The sequence below is a fragment of the Paraburkholderia nodosa genome, assembly GCF_001718195.1.
Lineage (GTDB): Bacteria > Pseudomonadota > Gammaproteobacteria > Burkholderiales > Burkholderiaceae > Paraburkholderia > Paraburkholderia nodosa_A.
In genome coordinates this window covers 24,821-39,107 of sequence record NZ_MCNV01000021.1, presented here as the reverse complement: position 1 = coordinate 39,107, position 14,287 = coordinate 24,821, and the positions used below count along the sequence as shown (strand labels likewise).

General features: G+C 62.7%; 17 protein-coding genes and 1 pseudogene. 10 read left to right on the top strand and 8 right to left on the bottom strand.

What is annotated here, in order from left to right; genetic code table 11:
• Positions 1 to 605: 605 nt before the first annotated feature.
• Positions 606 to 1,253: pseudogene (locus BFD71_RS28445) on the top strand (LrgB family protein); the annotation flags it as partial.
• 311 nt (positions 1,254 to 1,564) lie between these two features.
• On the opposite strand, the gene BFD71_RS28440 reads toward BFD71_RS28445, so the two are convergent.
• From BFD71_RS28440 to BFD71_RS28430, 3 genes are read right to left on the bottom strand one after another with little or no spacing between them, the layout of a single operon-like run.
• On the bottom strand, positions 1,565 to 2,386 hold the full coding sequence (locus BFD71_RS28440; protein ID WP_069267650.1) for a hypothetical protein: 822 nt from the start codon (positions 2,384 to 2,386) through the stop codon (positions 1,565 to 1,567).
• A complete protein-coding gene (locus BFD71_RS28435) occupies positions 2,383 to 3,156 on the bottom strand; it encodes a nucleotide-binding protein (RefSeq protein ID WP_069267649.1) in 774 nt (257 codons plus the stop codon). The genes BFD71_RS28440 and BFD71_RS28435 overlap by 4 nt, the downstream gene beginning before the upstream one ends.
• Positions 3,153 to 3,644 (bottom strand): hypothetical protein, encoded by a 492-nt coding sequence (locus tag BFD71_RS28430; protein ID WP_069267648.1) that lies wholly within the window; start codon positions 3,642 to 3,644, stop codon positions 3,153 to 3,155. Before BFD71_RS28430 ends, BFD71_RS28435 begins: the two co-directional genes overlap by 4 nt.
• 487 nt (positions 3,645 to 4,131) lie before the next feature.
• Here BFD71_RS28430 and BFD71_RS28425 point away from each other — a divergent pair, with 487 nt between their 5' ends.
• On the top strand, positions 4,132 to 4,497 hold the full coding sequence (locus BFD71_RS28425) for a plasmid mobilization protein (protein ID WP_069267647.1): 366 nt from the start codon (positions 4,132 to 4,134) through the stop codon (positions 4,495 to 4,497).
• Positions 4,466 to 6,307, top strand: a complete 1,842-nt coding sequence (gene traI, locus BFD71_RS28420; RefSeq protein ID WP_083245518.1) for a TraI/MobA(P) family conjugative relaxase — start codon at positions 4,466 to 4,468, stop codon at positions 6,305 to 6,307. The genes BFD71_RS28425 and traI overlap by 32 nt, the downstream gene beginning before the upstream one ends.
• A 776-nt stretch (positions 6,308 to 7,083) precedes the next feature.
• Here traI and BFD71_RS28415 read toward each other — a convergent pair.
• Positions 7,084 to 7,530 (bottom strand): hypothetical protein, encoded by a 447-nt coding sequence (locus tag BFD71_RS28415; RefSeq protein WP_083245517.1) that lies wholly within the window; start codon positions 7,528 to 7,530, stop codon positions 7,084 to 7,086.
• Positions 7,531 to 7,552: 22 nt separating this feature from the next.
• Positions 7,553 to 7,978, bottom strand: a complete 426-nt coding sequence (locus BFD71_RS28410; protein ID WP_069267644.1) for a hypothetical protein — start codon at positions 7,976 to 7,978, stop codon at positions 7,553 to 7,555.
• A gap of 149 nt (positions 7,979 to 8,127) precedes the next feature.
• Here BFD71_RS28410 and BFD71_RS28405 point away from each other — a divergent pair, with 149 nt between their 5' ends.
• The 6 genes from BFD71_RS28405 (at position 8,128) to BFD71_RS28385 (ending at position 11,021) form a co-directional block, all read left to right on the top strand.
• Positions 8,128 to 8,493, top strand: coding sequence for a helix-turn-helix domain-containing protein (locus BFD71_RS28405; RefSeq protein ID WP_069267643.1), 366 nt, complete (start codon positions 8,128 to 8,130; stop codon positions 8,491 to 8,493).
• A 346-nt stretch (positions 8,494 to 8,839) separates the two neighbouring features.
• Positions 8,840 to 9,151 (top strand): helix-turn-helix domain-containing protein, encoded by a 312-nt coding sequence (locus tag BFD71_RS28400; protein WP_370684325.1) that lies wholly within the window; start codon positions 8,840 to 8,842, stop codon positions 9,149 to 9,151.
• A 97-nt stretch (positions 9,152 to 9,248) separates the two neighbouring features.
• Positions 9,249 to 9,779 (top strand): hypothetical protein, encoded by a 531-nt coding sequence (locus BFD71_RS28395; protein WP_141710826.1) that lies wholly within the window; start codon positions 9,249 to 9,251, stop codon positions 9,777 to 9,779.
• Between the two features lie 92 nt (positions 9,780 to 9,871).
• Positions 9,872 to 10,204, top strand: a complete 333-nt coding sequence (locus BFD71_RS39475) for a helix-turn-helix transcriptional regulator (protein WP_083245516.1) — start codon at positions 9,872 to 9,874, stop codon at positions 10,202 to 10,204.
• Between the two features lie 239 nt (positions 10,205 to 10,443).
• Entirely contained in the window at positions 10,444 to 10,728 is a 285-nt protein-coding gene (locus tag BFD71_RS39470) for a CopG family ribbon-helix-helix protein (RefSeq protein WP_083245515.1), read from the top strand.
• Positions 10,728 to 11,021 (top strand): type II toxin-antitoxin system RelE/ParE family toxin, encoded by a 294-nt coding sequence (locus tag BFD71_RS28385; protein ID WP_083245514.1) that lies wholly within the window; start codon positions 10,728 to 10,730, stop codon positions 11,019 to 11,021. Before BFD71_RS39470 ends, BFD71_RS28385 begins: the two co-directional genes overlap by 1 nt.
• Positions 11,022 to 11,118: 97 nt before the next feature.
• Here the strand turns inward: BFD71_RS28385 and BFD71_RS42890 are convergent, their stop codons facing one another.
• Positions 11,119 to 11,325 carry a hypothetical protein gene (locus BFD71_RS42890; protein ID WP_069267640.1) on the bottom strand — a complete coding sequence of 69 codons (207 nt, stop codon included), beginning with the start codon at positions 11,323 to 11,325 and terminating at the stop codon, positions 11,119 to 11,121.
• A gap of 29 nt (positions 11,326 to 11,354) precedes the next feature.
• Between BFD71_RS42890 and BFD71_RS42885 the strand changes: the two genes are divergently transcribed.
• Entirely contained in the window at positions 11,355 to 11,615 is a 261-nt protein-coding gene (locus BFD71_RS42885; RefSeq protein WP_370684322.1) for a hypothetical protein, read from the top strand.
• Between the two features lie 405 nt (positions 11,616 to 12,020).
• On the opposite strand, the gene BFD71_RS28370 is transcribed toward BFD71_RS42885, so the two are convergent.
• Together BFD71_RS28370 and BFD71_RS28365 are read right to left on the bottom strand one after the other, a co-directional pair.
• Positions 12,021 to 12,857, bottom strand: a complete 837-nt coding sequence (locus BFD71_RS28370; RefSeq protein WP_141710831.1) for a glycosyltransferase — start codon at positions 12,855 to 12,857, stop codon at positions 12,021 to 12,023.
• Complete coding sequence (locus tag BFD71_RS28365; protein WP_069267638.1) at positions 12,857 to 14,119, bottom strand: oligosaccharide flippase family protein; 1,263 nt, start codon at positions 14,117 to 14,119, stop codon at positions 12,857 to 12,859. The genes BFD71_RS28370 and BFD71_RS28365 overlap by 1 nt, the downstream gene beginning before the upstream one ends.
• Between the last annotated feature and the right edge of the window lie 168 nt (positions 14,120 to 14,287).

Sequence of the window (14,287 nt, the reverse complement as noted above, 5' to 3'; positions counted from 1 at the left end):
TTCGACTGGAATGGTGCTTTTTTTGTGAAGTTTTTGGTGCACTCGCCTTTGACAGGTTCTGGCATACTGTTGCATAAATTGCACGTACGCTTTTCTTTGAAGTTAGAAAAGTGAGCAATAAATCAAAAACTTGTAGAAGTCTTGGCCGAACTGTCGGCGTTTAGGCGCCTAAACGCCGACAACAAATGAGGAGACTTGCGTGTCCACGAGCTTATGCCTTCCCTTGGAGCCTTACGGGCCTTAAACGATAACTGCTACGAACGACGATCTAGAAAACCGCCGAGCGCGCAGTTCCAGCTTCGCGCCGATCCGGCCACTACGCCAGCGAACTTTGGCACCGACTATCGCCGCTTGCTTCAAATGGGAGTCTGGCCATCTCAACGTGCCTTGGCGGCGGCGCTCTCTGTCTCTGGTAGCCACGTCTCCCGATGGATCTCCATCGCAGGACTCCCAAAACCAGTTCTGGACGCTTTTGGGGGGATGAATTACATCAGCTTCAAGCTCGGCAAGGAACTATCGAAGTTGGTCCGAGAAATCGAACCTTTCGAATTGTACAAGCACGCGGCCAAAGTAAATGGATCGCGACTCGTTGACCCCAATGAAATCTCATCGCCATCAATATCTACGCGTGCGCAAAGCACAATCCGCTCGCGAACCCGGTATTGATTGCCGTGGCGCTCGTCGTCGCGGCGCTCAAGATTACTGACACGCCGTATCGCACGTATTTCGAAGGCGCGCAGTTCGTGCACTTCCTGCTCGGTCCCGCCACGGTCGCGCTCGCGCTGCCTCTCTATCGTCAGTGGGACAAGCTCAAGCGCGGCGCGCTGCCATTGCTCGGCGGGCTCGTTGCGGGCTCGCTTACGGCGATCGTGTCGGCGGTCGGCGTCGCCAGGCTCTTCGGCGCTTCGCATCAGACCATTGCGTCGCTTGCGCCAAAGTCTGTCACTACGCCGATTGCCATGGCGGTTGCCGACAAGGTCGGCGGTATTCCGTCGCTCACTGCCGTGCTCGTGATATCGACGGGCGTGTTCGGCGCGGTGAGCGCGCGCTGGATTCTCAACGTGATTCGCGTGCGCGAGACCGAGGTGCGCGGCTTCGCAATCGGAGTCGCCTCGCACGGCATCGGAACCGCGCGTGCGTTTCAGGTAAGCGAGGAGATGGGCGCGTTTTCCGGGCTTGGCATGGGGCTAAACGGTGTCTTTACCGCGTTCGTCGTGCCTGTCCTGCTGCCGGTGCTGTTGCGGTGGTTGTAGAGCGTTTCCGGTGCGGGGTGGCTTGTCCGTTTCCGGCTACTCCGGATTTACCGGTGTTCAGCCTGACGGACGGTAGAGGTGCACTCTGCTGCGCAAGGCTGGTGCTGGGCCCGGCAGGACCTACCGGAAGGGGGACGGCCGGTCGACGATGGCGCGGCTGACTGGCGGGGACTTGATCGGGGTCATCGTCGATATGCGCAGGTAGCTCCGGCGTGCCGTCCGTGCGCGTCTCGTTGCCGGCGCCGCAGTGCTTGTTTGCCTGCTGTGCTGTGCTGGGCGCCGCGCGCCCCGAACTCTCGGTATTCAACGTTTCAACGTTGCGTTGCCGTTTCCGGCCCGGTTCTTCTGGGGCTGGCGTGATGTGGCATCGGGGAGACGGGTCGTGTTGCGGGCGATCCTTCGCGAGGGCCGGCGGGCGGCTGTGGGACGCTGCACGTTGCCGGGACGGCAGGCTCGGTAAACAGCTGATGCCGGGTCCAGAAGATCACGAAGGCCGGCACCGCGAGCGCGTGGAGCAGCAGAACGCCCATTGCAAGCAGTGCCGTGCCTTGCACGCCCCGACGCATCGAGCCTGCTGCCTTGCGGGCCGCTTTATCCACGTTGGACACGGCCGCATCGATGGAGGCAACGAACCGCCCACGGGCCTCTTCGAGCGCCGCGGTGTGGTCAGTGGCGCTTTGCACAAGCATGCCGTGCTCACCGGTCAACTGGCGGCTGACGTCCTGCGCGATGCCATTTGCGCCTTTTTCGATCAGCCGGCTGATCGTCTGCGCCGAGAGTTCGGCCAGCAGCTTCTGGTATCGGGCGGTTGATTCCCGCTCCAGCGCGTCCAGCGTATCCTGGTGGCTTTTCAGTGCTGCTGACTGCGCTTCGGCCATGCGCTGGACCTGGGCGCTCACAGACTGCGCGCTGTTGCCGATCTTGCGCAGGGCTCGGTCGGCGGCCTGCCCGATTTCCTTCGCCGCGTCCGCCGTCTGCATTTTCAGCTCGTCCAGGGTCATCTGCGTGATCGCAAAGGGTACCCATGACGGATCGTCAAAGCTCAGGCCGTACGCAATGGCCATTTCGTGGATACGTTCGCGCTCTTCGTCGTCGATGCGCGAAAGCAGCCGGTCGAACGCCTCCGTGCTCACTTCTTCTTCTCCGTGAGCCCCAGCCACTGCGCGGCCTCATCCAGCTCGCCGTCAAGCGCCTGCATCCAGCGGTGCAGCCGCGAACGCTGGGGTGTCGTCAGCCGTCTGTCCTCGCGTGCCTGCGAGAACGTGAGCATCAGGTCGTCTATCGCAACGAGTACGCCCGCCTGAAGCTTCGGCAGGGTGATCTCGATTCCACCCGCTTCGCTGAGCATCGCGCGCCCGGGACTGGCCTCGGCATGCGTGCCGCCATACCACATGAAAAAATCCTCGCGATCACCGAACCACTGGTTGATCGCCACCACATAGTCGGCCTGTTTGCCGGCGAGTTCGATCATCTCGCGAACCGTGCGGGTGCTCGAGCTGAATGGCGAAAGGACGTTGACGAGCGTAGGCCGGTAGCCGCAGCGTGCCAGTTCCGCAAAAAAGCCGGTATCGCGATCGAACGCGCCAAGCTGCGTGAGCGAGGCCGCCGGCAGGTCAGCCAGGATGAGCGCGCGCCCGGGATCGATGGCGGCGAGCAGCTGGTCACGCTCACGCTCCGTGCCCGTAAAGCGCAGCGGCACGACGCCGTCCATGACCTGATCCGCAAGCGGTGCGCCCGTCTCATCGAGCCTGGCGTAAAACTGGAAGAGGTTGCCGACCTCCCCGTCGCCGTCAATCATCAGCACATCGCGTTGCTCACGTCGCAGGCGATCAGCCAGTGCCCGCGTCATGAGGCTCTTGCCCGTGCCACCCTTGTCACCGCAAACCATCACGAACCGTTTCATCGCTGTCCTCGCTTCGTTGCCCCCGGGGTCAGCGTTGAACCCAGGGCGGGGGTGGCCCCGGCGTGCTGCGCGTGTGCGTTTTGCTGCGTGACGTGTGCCGCGGTCTGCGTTGGTGGTCCAGCCTGTGGCGTTGCGATACGGCTGGTTTCCGCCGTTTTCCTAACGGCGTGAGCCGATGCAGTCTTGGGCCTGGGACGTTTTGCGCGCACCCGACGCCTGTCGGACGTTGCGTCTTCCAGCGCCCGGCGTAGCGCCGTCTGGATCGTGTTGGGCGACACATCGATGCCTGCGGACTCGCGGAAGAATGCGGAGAGATCGCGCAGGCGCCAGCCCGAGTGCAGCGCCTGGCGCAGCACGTCGGCGCGCCGCGCGATCTCGTACGTGAGCGAGCGCGCAGGCTCAGGCGGCGGGCGCTCATGCAGCCCCTGAAGGGCTGCGTCCAGCTTTGCCCACTGTTCAGGCGTAGTCCGCTCACCTTTCGTGCTCATTGTGCGGTCCTCCCGATGTCGTTTCCCTCAGGGCGTGACTGAACCATACACAGATCCCGGCGTGCCATCTGTTACGCACAGACACGCTTTACTTCACGGTTGCCGCCTGGATACGCCGCGGTTGTTCGTGGTTATCCATACCGGAAATCTTCGCTTACCATTTTTTCCTTCGCAGGCGCGTGCACCGGATGCACACTGGTTTCGCGCCCCCGTCTCACCGGCACTTCATGAGCACAGCTCACCGGCTGCTCGCCGGCATCCCGGCGACCTCGCCAGGCGCGAGGTGTCATGCATGGCGGTACCTGGCAATCCGGCGCCCAGCGGTCGCCTGTGCAGCTCTGCCGCAGGCGATGCATGGGCGATGTATCGATGATGCGCTCGCTGCTGGCGCCCAGAGCGTGGCCGCTAACGGCGTTTGCCAGGCTGCGAGGTTCTGCGCTCGTGCGGGCTCGCGCATGGTACTGGCAACATCCATGGAGGTAACAGCATGTCCGCCAGCGAGCAAGCCACGCAGTACACGAATGTCAGGTCGCGCCTGACGCGAGATGAGCACAGCATCCTCGTCCAGAAGGCCGCCGACTGCGGCATCACGCTTTCCGAGTATCTGCGGGCCTGCGCTCTCGGGCGCAGGACACGCAATGTCAGCACAAGCCGCATGCTCGATGCGCTGGTCATGCTTGGCCACGAGCAGCGCCGCATAGGCGAACTGGTTACGCGTCTGGGTGACGCGCAGATGCTTTCGGTGACGGAGCGTGCGGTGCTCGTGGCGCAAATCGAAGCCGCCCAGCAGGCTGTCATCGACGCAATCCGCGGGCTCGACGATGCTGGCAAGGGTGCTGACCAAAGGGCGTGACGCGGGGCGCGGGTGTCGCTCGCTGATCAGCTATGTGATGCGCTCCGCTGAGGAGGGCGAACCCGAAGTCGAGCTGCTCACCAACTGCCTGTCGCTTGAGACCGCGCATCTGGAGATGCGCGCCGTGGCGCACCGTAACGTCCGTGTGCGCGGACCGGTTTTCCATTTCGTCGTTGCCTGGCGCGAGGGTGAGCAGCCGCACAGCGCCCAGGTGTTCGAGGCAGGCCGCTGCGCACTCGAAGCACTGGGCATGCCGCACGGGGAGCATCAGTACGTATTCGCCGTTCATCGCGATACTGCCAGGGTACATCTGCACGTCGTCGTGAATCGCGTGAACCTGCAAACGGGCCACGCCGTGCATCCTGGCCTGAGCTACCTGAAACTCGGTCGCTGCATGCGCGAGCTGGAACTGCGTCAGGGCTGGGAGCACGATCGTGGGCCCTTTGTGGTCGTTGAGCGTGACGGAGAACCCGTCGTTGAGCGCGACCTTCCATCGCCGGGCAATGCGCGACACAGCCTGCCCGCGCGGGCGCGCGACATGGAGAGCTTCAGCGGAATCGAAAGTCTCGCCACGTACATTGGCGGAGCGCCACTGCGCGACGTGCTGGCTGCGCTGTCCCAACCCGGCGTCACCTGGCAGGATCTCCACGAGGCGCTCGCGCAACACGCACTGGAGTTGCGCATCAGGGGGCGCGGGCTTGCAATCCATGCGAAAGGGCGCGATAGCCTCGCGCCAGTCAAGCCCAGCAGCCTGGATGAGCGCCTGGGCCGGGGCAGCCTGGAAAGGCGCCTGGGGCCGTGGGTTGAGCCCGCGCGCATGATCCGGGTCTCGGAGGCGGCGCGCCACTACGGTGAGCGTGACATCGACGAGACAGATGCGGCCAGGCGGGAGGCGCGTGCCAGCAGCTGGGCCGCCTTGCGCGCGAGGTATACCGATGAAAGGCGACGCCAGGAGCACGTGTTCGAGGCCGGGCTGCAGGAAATGCGACGCCGCCACGAGACGCAATATCGCGAGCTGCTCGAACGGCACCGTCTCGTGCGCGAGCATATCCGCCGCGGTGAGCTCTCATCGATTGCACGCCGGGCAGCCTCGTCCGTGGAGGCATTCGAGCGCGCCCGTGAACTCGAACGCCTGCGTGAAGAGCAACGGGCGGAACGCGACACGCTCGCGAGGGCGCAGACCTATCGCCAGTGGGTGGAGATGCAGGCGCAGCAGGGTGATGAGGCAGCCATCGCGCAACTTTATGGCTGGGCGCGGCGTCGCGCGCCAAGCCACGTCACGCAACCCCCGCGGGGCAACTGGATTTCGGCAACGCACTCACCGCACGCCTACCCGTTCCCGCCGGGGCGCGCGCACGTCATGGAAAACTGGGCGTGGCGCGTCGATACGGCAAACGGCAATGTGCACTATCTGCGCCAGGGCGAGCAGCGGTTGACCGACGAGGGGTGGCGCGTCGTGTTCGACTCAAACGATGCGCACCAGGATGCCATGCTCACCGGCCTGTTGCTCGCGCGTCAGAAGTTCGGGCCGCGCATCGACGTGACGGGCAGCGAGCATTTTCGTGAACGTACCGCCGTGCTCGTGGTGAAGTATCGCCTCGACATCCAGTTCGGTGATGCGGCGCTCGAGGCAACGCGACAGGCGCTCGTCCGGGAGCGGGAGGCGCAGGACATTGCGCGTACGGTTCGAGAGGCGCCCGATCGGGCGGCGCCGCGCGCACCGGTGGTAGATCAATCCATCAATCGATCGCGAGAGCGCGAACCTCAACCGATGCCCTCCCAAGCACCGGTGGACCGGCCAGAGCGTTAGCGAACGGCAAACAACGTTCGAGTCCGGACGACGCTGTGGTTCGGAAGATCGCTGTGCGATGCGCTGGATGCGCAGCGCACATGAAGCCGGCGACGCGGGCTTCATGTGTGGTGGGCGTGGCATACCCCGCCCCGTCGGGGCCTCAAAGCGTGACTGATTGTCACAGGTCGTACGTGACTGGTCGCGGGCGCCGGACTAGCACGCCATGTTGATGCCGGTTTCTTGTCGAATGCGCAGAACTGGACTATAAAGACAGGGACAACCTGATCCGGTCAACGTGCGAAGCACGACCGAGTACGCGTTAGCGGCCCGTTATATCGATGTGCAAATGCGCGCCGTGACGTAGCAACATTCGAAAGCCTGCGCGAGCAGGCTTTCGGCTTTTCAGGTTGCGGTTTTCCTCGCTGGCCTCAGCCTCTGTCAGGTGGTGTCACAGGTCGCCCAATTGTGCCGTCGATATTCCGGGCCTCATGGAGACGGAGGCTGCAAGTGAAATTCTCGCTGTTCAAGCCAGACGCGGTCCATACCCGGCTTGCGCCCTCGGCCGCTCACTGGTGCCGGTGGCGGCGATTCGAGAGTCTGGTTCCCGCCTGATCGCGCTTGCGGCACGCCTCAAGCGTCTTTTTCGGCCACGGATACCGGAAAGGCTGTTGAGGGCGCAACGACTGGGCGGTCCATGTCAAGGCGATTCCGCACCGGGCAGCAGGGAAGAATACTGCCCAACATCGGGAGGCGCGGCCCGTGATGAGTTGTGGCTCCTGCGACGGGTCGAACTGTCACGTCGTCATCGAAACACACATGAGGGGCTGGCCGCGGCCGTCAGTGTTGTCGCCGGGTGGCTCAAGCCGCACGACGAAGTCGAGTTCGCGTTCCACGAGCCTTGCGAACTGTTCCTGTACGGCATCGAGCTTGAGGAGGCACTGCACATGCCAGTTCAATCCAACCATGAGCCAGTCCGACAAACCATTCCATTCACTCAGGAGGATGGCGCCGGCGGTGCCGTTTTCTTCTGCGAACTTCTCGATGCGCCGCTCGATGATGCGCGCGTCATCCCGCAGCATCGTGCCGGAGACATTCAGCGATACGGTATGCGCGGTTTGATCGTGTGCGAGATACACCGTGGCGAAGCCTTTGAGGTGCCGCCTGACACGGTCTATCTGGTCAGCTTCCAGGTCGTCGTGAACGGGCAGCGAGCCCGACAGGACGTAGGTTCCCTTTTCCATGACAGTCATCCCTGTACACTTGTCACGCGTCGACGATCGCGCCCGTCGAGGCTTCCTGGTCCGTTGCAACGAGCTCGCCGAGAATGAACGCCTGGCGACCCAGCAGCGATTCCATCTGGAGATGCAGGTCAGCTAGTTCATCGAGAAGTTCGACGTGGGGAGAAAGCCCGAATGCTACGAATGACGGCTCGCCATAGCGTCGCCGGCTAAAGATTGCACCGGCTGCTGCCCACTTCTGCGCGAAACGTGCAAGCGTGTCCTCGATGGATTGCTGCTCGTCCGGCGAGAGGGCGCCACGCACGCGTATTACGAGCGAATGGGTCACGGTATCGGTTGCGAAGTAGACGTCGGCTGGCCTGGCTAGACTTTCAGCGAGTTGCTGGGCGTGGGCATGTTTGAAGCTGGCGCGGACCGGAAGGGCGCCGCAGATTTCATAGTTGAACGACATGGCATCTCTCCTATCGGGTAGAAGCAAAGATCAACCGAGGCGCGTGACGGGTTCCTATCGCATCGGCGCGATATCCATACGAAGTAGTCAAACGGACACACGACAAACAATAGTATCTGATCGTGAATAATTCAAGAACAGTTTCACAAATGGATGCTTTTGCCATACGCCTGAGGCAGGAGCGACGTCGACTGGGCTTGAACCAGGCTGAGCTGGCGAGTGCCGGGGGCGTGCAGAAGCATGCACAACTCAACTACGAGAAGGGCACGAGGCATCCCGATGCAAGCTATCTTGCAGGAATTGCCGAAGCCGGCGTTGACGTGCTGTATCTTCTGACGGGGCGCCGGTCCGATCCGTCAATCGTCGCACTCGATCCCGATGAGGAGCGGCTGCTCGTTGGCTACCGCGAACTGAAGCCCCGGGAGAAGCGAGGCGTGCAGGGCCTGGTAGCGGCAATTCTCGGTTCACCCGAGAGCGGGAACACCGGTGAGACACCCGATAGCGTCGCTGGCTAATGCCTACGCCACGCACCCATATCGCCGGCAAATGGGTCACCGTCTCGCTTGCGAAATGAATGTCGGTCGGCCGCGTGAGACTTTTAGTGAGTCGTTGGGCGTGAGCAGGTTCGAAACTGGGGCGGACCGGAGCGACGCTGCGGATTTCGTCATTGGCGGACATGGAGAATTCCTCCGCAAGTGTGAAGAAGCAGGCCGAGGGCCGACGTTCGGCGCATGGGCACTACCGTTAGTACTCGAACGCGTACATTTGGCAGATTAGTAACTAAAAGCGTCTATGTCAACAAAAATTACGCAAATAGATAATTTTTCGATCCGTCTGAAACAGGAGCGGCGACGCTTGAGCATGAACCAGACAGAGTTCGCCAATGCGGGCGGCGTCCAGAAGCAGGCGCAATTTACCTACGAGAAGGGTATGAGATATCCCGACGCGAACTATCTGGCGGGAATCGCCGAGATTGGCGTCGACGTCCTGTACCTGCTGACCGGGCGCGCGTCGGATCCTGCAACACTGGCCCTCGAACACGATGAGGAGCGCCTGCTCGCCGGATATCGCGAACTGAAGCCCCGGGAGAAGAGGGGAGTGTTGGCATTGGTCGCGGCGATGATCGGTGCGGCGGAGGGCGAGGAAAATGGCGAAGAGGGACAGCCCGGGTAAGCGCGCTGCGTTCGTGCGACGTGGCCGACCGCCTCAATTGCGAGGCGTTGCAGGTGGATTGCTGATTTTCGTGCCGGGAGCCTGACGTATTTTCATCATGAGCGAGATTCCCTGTTCCCTCGAACTGCAATTGCGCTGTTGCACGAGCGACGCAGGTGCCCTGTCCGCCCATGCGATCCGCATGTGCTGCGACGGGTTTCGCCAGCATGTGAACACGGAAACACGCCGGTGGCGCTTTGCGCCTGCCGTGGTTATCGGGCCGTTTGTCCTGCTCGTTGGTCTGACACTCCTGTTCGCCTTCCACTCCTGGCGCGGCCCCACGTTCGATTGCTTCGCAGGCGTGCTCGCCTGGATCGTGATTCTTTACGGACTGTCGGGGCGGATGTGCGCGCAGCGGATGCGCTCGGCGAACCGGCTGGAGGCCGCGCGCATCGATGCGTGGGCAACCATGCTGGGTCGGCTCACGCTTTCATTTCGGCATGTCGTTGAGCTGCACGCGCGGACCATGCTCAACAGGCTGCCGGGCATTCTCTGTCGGCTGCGAGGCCGTCTGCGACTGCGGCTTGGCCTGATCGATCACACGCTCACCAGCTCGCGCCTCGTTCCGCCCGAGGCCGCGCACGCCTGAGCGTTGCGTGGATTCCTCCGCCTCTTGCCGCGCGCGCCGCGTGCTTGTCCTTACGACCGTAAAGAGGCTGCCTGCATTCAGGAGGCAGTCCTGTGGCCCGCAAAACTTCCGTCCCGATTCCGACCGCGCCGCTCGTCCCCGGTTACCTGCTGCGTTTCGTTGACCTTCGCCCTCACGTTCGCCTCTCCCGGCAAACTGTCCTGGCGCTGGAGCACGCCGGTCGCTTTCCGCGCGCCGTGCGCTTTGGCCGACGCTGCACCCTGTGGCGTTCGGCCGACGTCATCGCATGGCTGAACGATCCCGAGTACTACCGGGCGTCATGGCCGGAAGAGGGCGGTGAAAGCCCCCGCGCTGCGGCGACGGAGTCCTGGCCCTCTGCGACACGGTGCTTTCAGTGCCCCTACGGCATCAACCAGTACCGCTGATTCAAATCGGTTCACACACTGCGTTATCGTCGAGCAAGACATGAGCGTAGTACACAAGTGCACGGCACTCGGCGTCACGAGGCGAGCGCGGTCGGCTGTGGCCTATTTGTGCACAGCAACGTGGCGCCTTGACCAGGGTAGACCGGCGGCGCGGCATCTTCGCCTGCCGCATGCGACCTGGCATTGGCGTAGAATACATTAATCGTTTTGATTACTCTCGATTAGGGGACTTATTGGATATGGAAAACGCCACGAAGACCTTTACCGCGCATGTGCCTGTTGAGCTTGCCGAACAGGTAGATGCGCTGGCTGCGCGCTGGGAGCGTCCACGCGGCTGGATCCTGAATCGCGCTCTTGCTGATCTGGTAGAGCAGGAAAACGAGCGTGATCGACTGACGCGGCAAGGCCTGGAAAGCGCGCGCGGGGGTCGCACGGTCGCGCACGAGCGCGTGCGCGCCTGGGTGCACTCCATCGCAGCGGGCAAGTTCTCCGCTCTTCCGCAATCCACGGATCGCGATGCCTAATGCTATTGCGAATCGAATGGGCCGACGAGGCGCTTCAGGACCTGGAGCGTCTCGTCCTGTTCCAGCTCGTCCATAACGGAGAGCGTGCCGCGCAGGGCGTCGCGCAGGGCCTCTACGATTTCGTTGAGCAGTTGCCCTTAGCGCCGCGTGTATGGCGTCAGTTGCGCCAGTTCGACGGCGACGTACGTCGTGCACTCTGGTCCCGCTATGAAGTGCGTTATGAGGTAGACGAAGGTATCGGCGTCGTCCGGGTCGTCCGTCTCTTCGAACAGCGGGAAGACCGCGAAGTTTGATATTACCGTTTCTCATGTGAGCCGGGCGATCTGATGATGCGGGACGGAAGCGCTTTCGCGCTCACAGCCGGATAGGCCATGCGAGCGCGGCCAGATTTTACCGCTCCCAACCGCCCGACTTCACTTCAAAAGTGCCGACAGCGCTGCCCTTGTCAATGGGCCCCGGGTTGCCGGCTTTGTGAACTTTGAGCAAGTCGCCATGCGCAGGCTTGCGATGCCCAATCGTGCGCAGGCGTTGAATGACCTGAAGGTGCTGCCGCGCAATGAGCTGGAAGCGCTTGGGCGTGATCGGGTTGGTCAGCACTACATCAGGATCAACGACCCGTATCGAGTGTGTTTGCGCTTCATGCGGGCAACGTATTTGAAGTTGAGATCGTCGACTACCCCAGGAGGTGCTGCCTATGTCGCGCGACGTTTCCTATCCTGGAAATTCTGTCGGAGCAATTCACGCTTCCGATGGATATTGCAGCGTACCGGCTCGCGAAGGAAATCGGCGTTGAGCAAACGCGCATCGGCGAAATCGTTTCAGGCCGTCGCGCCATTACGGTAGATACCGGCCTGCACCTCTCCCCGCTTCTTTGGCACCAGCGATGAAATCTGGACGAGACTTCAACTGGGCTTCGATACCGCTCGTATGTAAGATGAGTTGGCTCGTCAACTCGACGCGATTCACCCGTTCTATCCGGCCTGATCCATCTCTGCTTCGCAACAAGCCGCCTGCGCGGACTGCACCGCCGAACGCTAGACGCAAATCCAGCTTTTGGGCTGTTTTTCTAGAAACGCCCGGGTTTTCCTGACACTGTCCAATGTTAGTCTTCGACGCCGATTGATCCGCCTTGATTTTCTGGAACCATCCGGGAAGAGCTTTTCGGGCGTTTCGGGTCAAGATGGACCCGGCGAAAGCACATCTTGACGGGCAAGCCCAGCCGGTGCAAAGACCTTGAGAGCGGAGTGAGGACGGCTCTCGTTGATCGCGGAGGCGACTGTGCTTTTGCCTTGCTATGTGCCGCGCGCGAACAGCGCACGCTTCATCCTGTGCAGGGTGCGGTACGGCGTCACGAAGTGCAGCAAGCTCTTCACCACACCCGCCCAGTCGCGCCAGTTCAGCACATTCAGATAACGCAACTGCAGGCGCAACGTCGATACGATCTGCCGCCGCCGCTTCGTCGCGCTAATGCCGCCTTCGTTCAGCTCATAGTAGAGCCCAAGTTCCGGCAGATTCGCGCACTCGTAGTGCTCCATCAGTCGCAGGAACAGGTCGAGGTCCTCCGCGGCCGGATATTGCACCCGATAGTTGCCCACCGCGAGCACGGCGTCGACGCGCAGCATCACCGAAGGATGCACGAGCGGCGATCGCAGCAGGCGCGTGCGGCGCAACTCGCGTGCATCGCTGCTTGGACGCAGCATGAAAAGCGGCTCGCCCGCGCGATTGACCACCTGGGTCCACGTGCCGAGCGCCGCGAGCGTGGGCTCCGCTTCCATACGCGCGCGCTGTTTCGCGAGACGCTGGGGCGCTGCGAGATCGCCCGCATCGATACGCGCCGCGTAGCGAAACCCTCGCGCCGCGAGCGCCTCGACACCCGCCTGCAAGGCGCGCTCGATGCCGCCATTCTGCGCCATGCGCAAGACTTCCACGCACATGCCGGGCACCTCGGGCGCGACGATGGCTGGCGTGCTGCCATCATCGACGACGAGCGCATAGATCGTTGCATCCTCACCGAACGAAGCGAGCGTGCGGGCAACGTCGTCCTGACCGTTGTAAGCGGGCATGAGCACGGCGACGTCGGCAAGCACGCCCTCGCGTGCATCGCGCAGTGGAAGCGCGGCGGAATTCATCATGAAGCGAGCTTGAAGCGGATGTAGTAGAGGTTCACGCAGGCCGCCGCGAGATAGCCCGCCGCGAGGCCGCACAGCGCGCCATACGAGCCGAGTCGCGGGATCGCCACGAGATTCACGGCGAACGCCACTGCGAGCGCGAGCAGCCATTTGGCGAGCAGCACGAATTTCGCCTGATATTTGAGCACGACAAGGTTGCCGATGGCTTCGAGCCCTGCTGGCACCGAAAGCCACACGGCCCAGCGGAAGATGCCGGTCGCGCCTTCATAGTCCGGCCCGAACACGCGGCCGATGATGAAACCCGCGAGGGCATCAAGCACGATCGCGCCGGCCACCATCAGTACGGCCGTCATCGCGAAGAGACGCACGAGGTTGCGCCGCAACTGCGCGGTCTGCTGCACGCGGTAAACGAAGGCGGGCGCGATCGTTTGCGAGAGCATGAGCGCGAGCGTGATCCAGTTCTCGTTGAGCTGCTGCGCGGCCGAGTAGCGGCCGAGATCGGCGAACGAGATCGTGCGCTCGAGCATCAGGCGGTCGAGCTTCAGGAACAGGTACATGCAGATGAGCCCGAGCCAGAACACCGTGCCGGCGCTTGCGAAATGCTTGAAGAGCGAGCGGTCCACATGCCAGCCGAGCTTGTCGCCGTGGCGGCGCCGGAAGTAGAGCACCAGCGCCGCGCCAATCGCCGCCGATTCGAGCGCCCAGAGCCAGCCGAAGGTGGCGGGCGCGAACGCCGCGCGCGCAAGCAGGTACACGAGCAGCGCCTTGATCACCGCCGTCGTCATGCTCGCGAGCAATTGCGGCTTGCTGTACGTCATGCTCTGCAGCCAGGCGTTGATCACGCCCACGAACGGCTCGCGAAACAGCATCGTCACCGCGAGCCCGGCGAGCATCGCGCCGACCATCGGATCGGTCACGCCGAGCGCGATGCCGGCCCACGTGAGGAGCAGCGCCGCCGTCGACACGCCGATGCGCAGCGCAAACGCACTGCCGAGCACGGTGCCGAGCTGCTCCTGCGGCCGGTTGACGATGGTGGGCACGAGAATCTCGGCGCCGCAGACCCAGGTCACGGGCGCGAGCACGAGCAAAAGCGTGTTGGCGTACTGCCACTTGCCGAAGATGTCAGGGCCGAAATAGCGCGCGAGCACGCCGCTGATGACGATGGCCACCGCGATCTGCGTGACGCGCTCGAGGCCGAGCCACACGATGTTCGCAAACGCACGGGCGACGTCGGGATTGCCAAAGCGCTTGAGGCTCAGCATCGCGCCTCGCCATGGCGGGAATCGCTAAAAAAGGGGCAGGCACGCGGCATGCGCAATCTTTCCGCCATTTTTGACGAATATTTTGGCAATAAAAGGAAACGGCGAAGCATTAAAATGGGTGCATACCACTGCCGAAAAACGGCAATTATAGTTTGTAACGGTTCCCAC

Coding starts and splice junctions, on each gene's coding strand:
- BFD71_RS28385 (WP_083245514.1), top strand. CDS start 10,728: ATGCTATTGCGAATCGAATGGGCCGACGAGGCGCTTCAGGACCTGGAG.
- BFD71_RS28430 (WP_069267648.1), bottom strand. CDS start 3,644: ATGAGCACGAAAGGTGAGCGGACTACGCCTGAACAGTGGGCAAAGCTG.
- BFD71_RS28370 (WP_141710831.1), bottom strand. CDS start 12,857: ATGAATTCCGCCGCGCTTCCACTGCGCGATGCACGCGAGGGCGTGCTT.
- BFD71_RS39470 (WP_083245515.1), top strand. CDS start 10,444: ATGGAAAACGCCACGAAGACCTTTACCGCGCATGTGCCTGTTGAGCTT.
- BFD71_RS28425 (WP_069267647.1), top strand. CDS start 4,132: ATGTCCGCCAGCGAGCAAGCCACGCAGTACACGAATGTCAGGTCGCGC.
- BFD71_RS28400 (WP_370684325.1), top strand. CDS start 8,840: ATGAACCAGACAGAGTTCGCCAATGCGGGCGGCGTCCAGAAGCAGGCG.
- BFD71_RS28435 (WP_069267649.1), bottom strand. CDS start 3,156: ATGAAACGGTTCGTGATGGTTTGCGGTGACAAGGGTGGCACGGGCAAG.
- BFD71_RS28395 (WP_141710826.1), top strand. CDS start 9,249: ATGAGCGAGATTCCCTGTTCCCTCGAACTGCAATTGCGCTGTTGCACG.
- BFD71_RS28410 (WP_069267644.1), bottom strand. CDS start 7,978: ATGTCGTTCAACTATGAAATCTGCGGCGCCCTTCCGGTCCGCGCCAGC.
- BFD71_RS28415 (WP_083245517.1), bottom strand. CDS start 7,530: ATGGAAAAGGGAACCTACGTCCTGTCGGGCTCGCTGCCCGTTCACGAC.
- BFD71_RS28365 (WP_069267638.1), bottom strand. CDS start 14,119: ATGCTGAGCCTCAAGCGCTTTGGCAATCCCGACGTCGCCCGTGCGTTT.
- traI (WP_083245518.1), top strand. CDS start 4,466: ATGCTGGCAAGGGTGCTGACCAAAGGGCGTGACGCGGGGCGCGGGTGT.
- BFD71_RS28405 (WP_069267643.1), top strand. CDS start 8,128: ATGGATGCTTTTGCCATACGCCTGAGGCAGGAGCGACGTCGACTGGGC.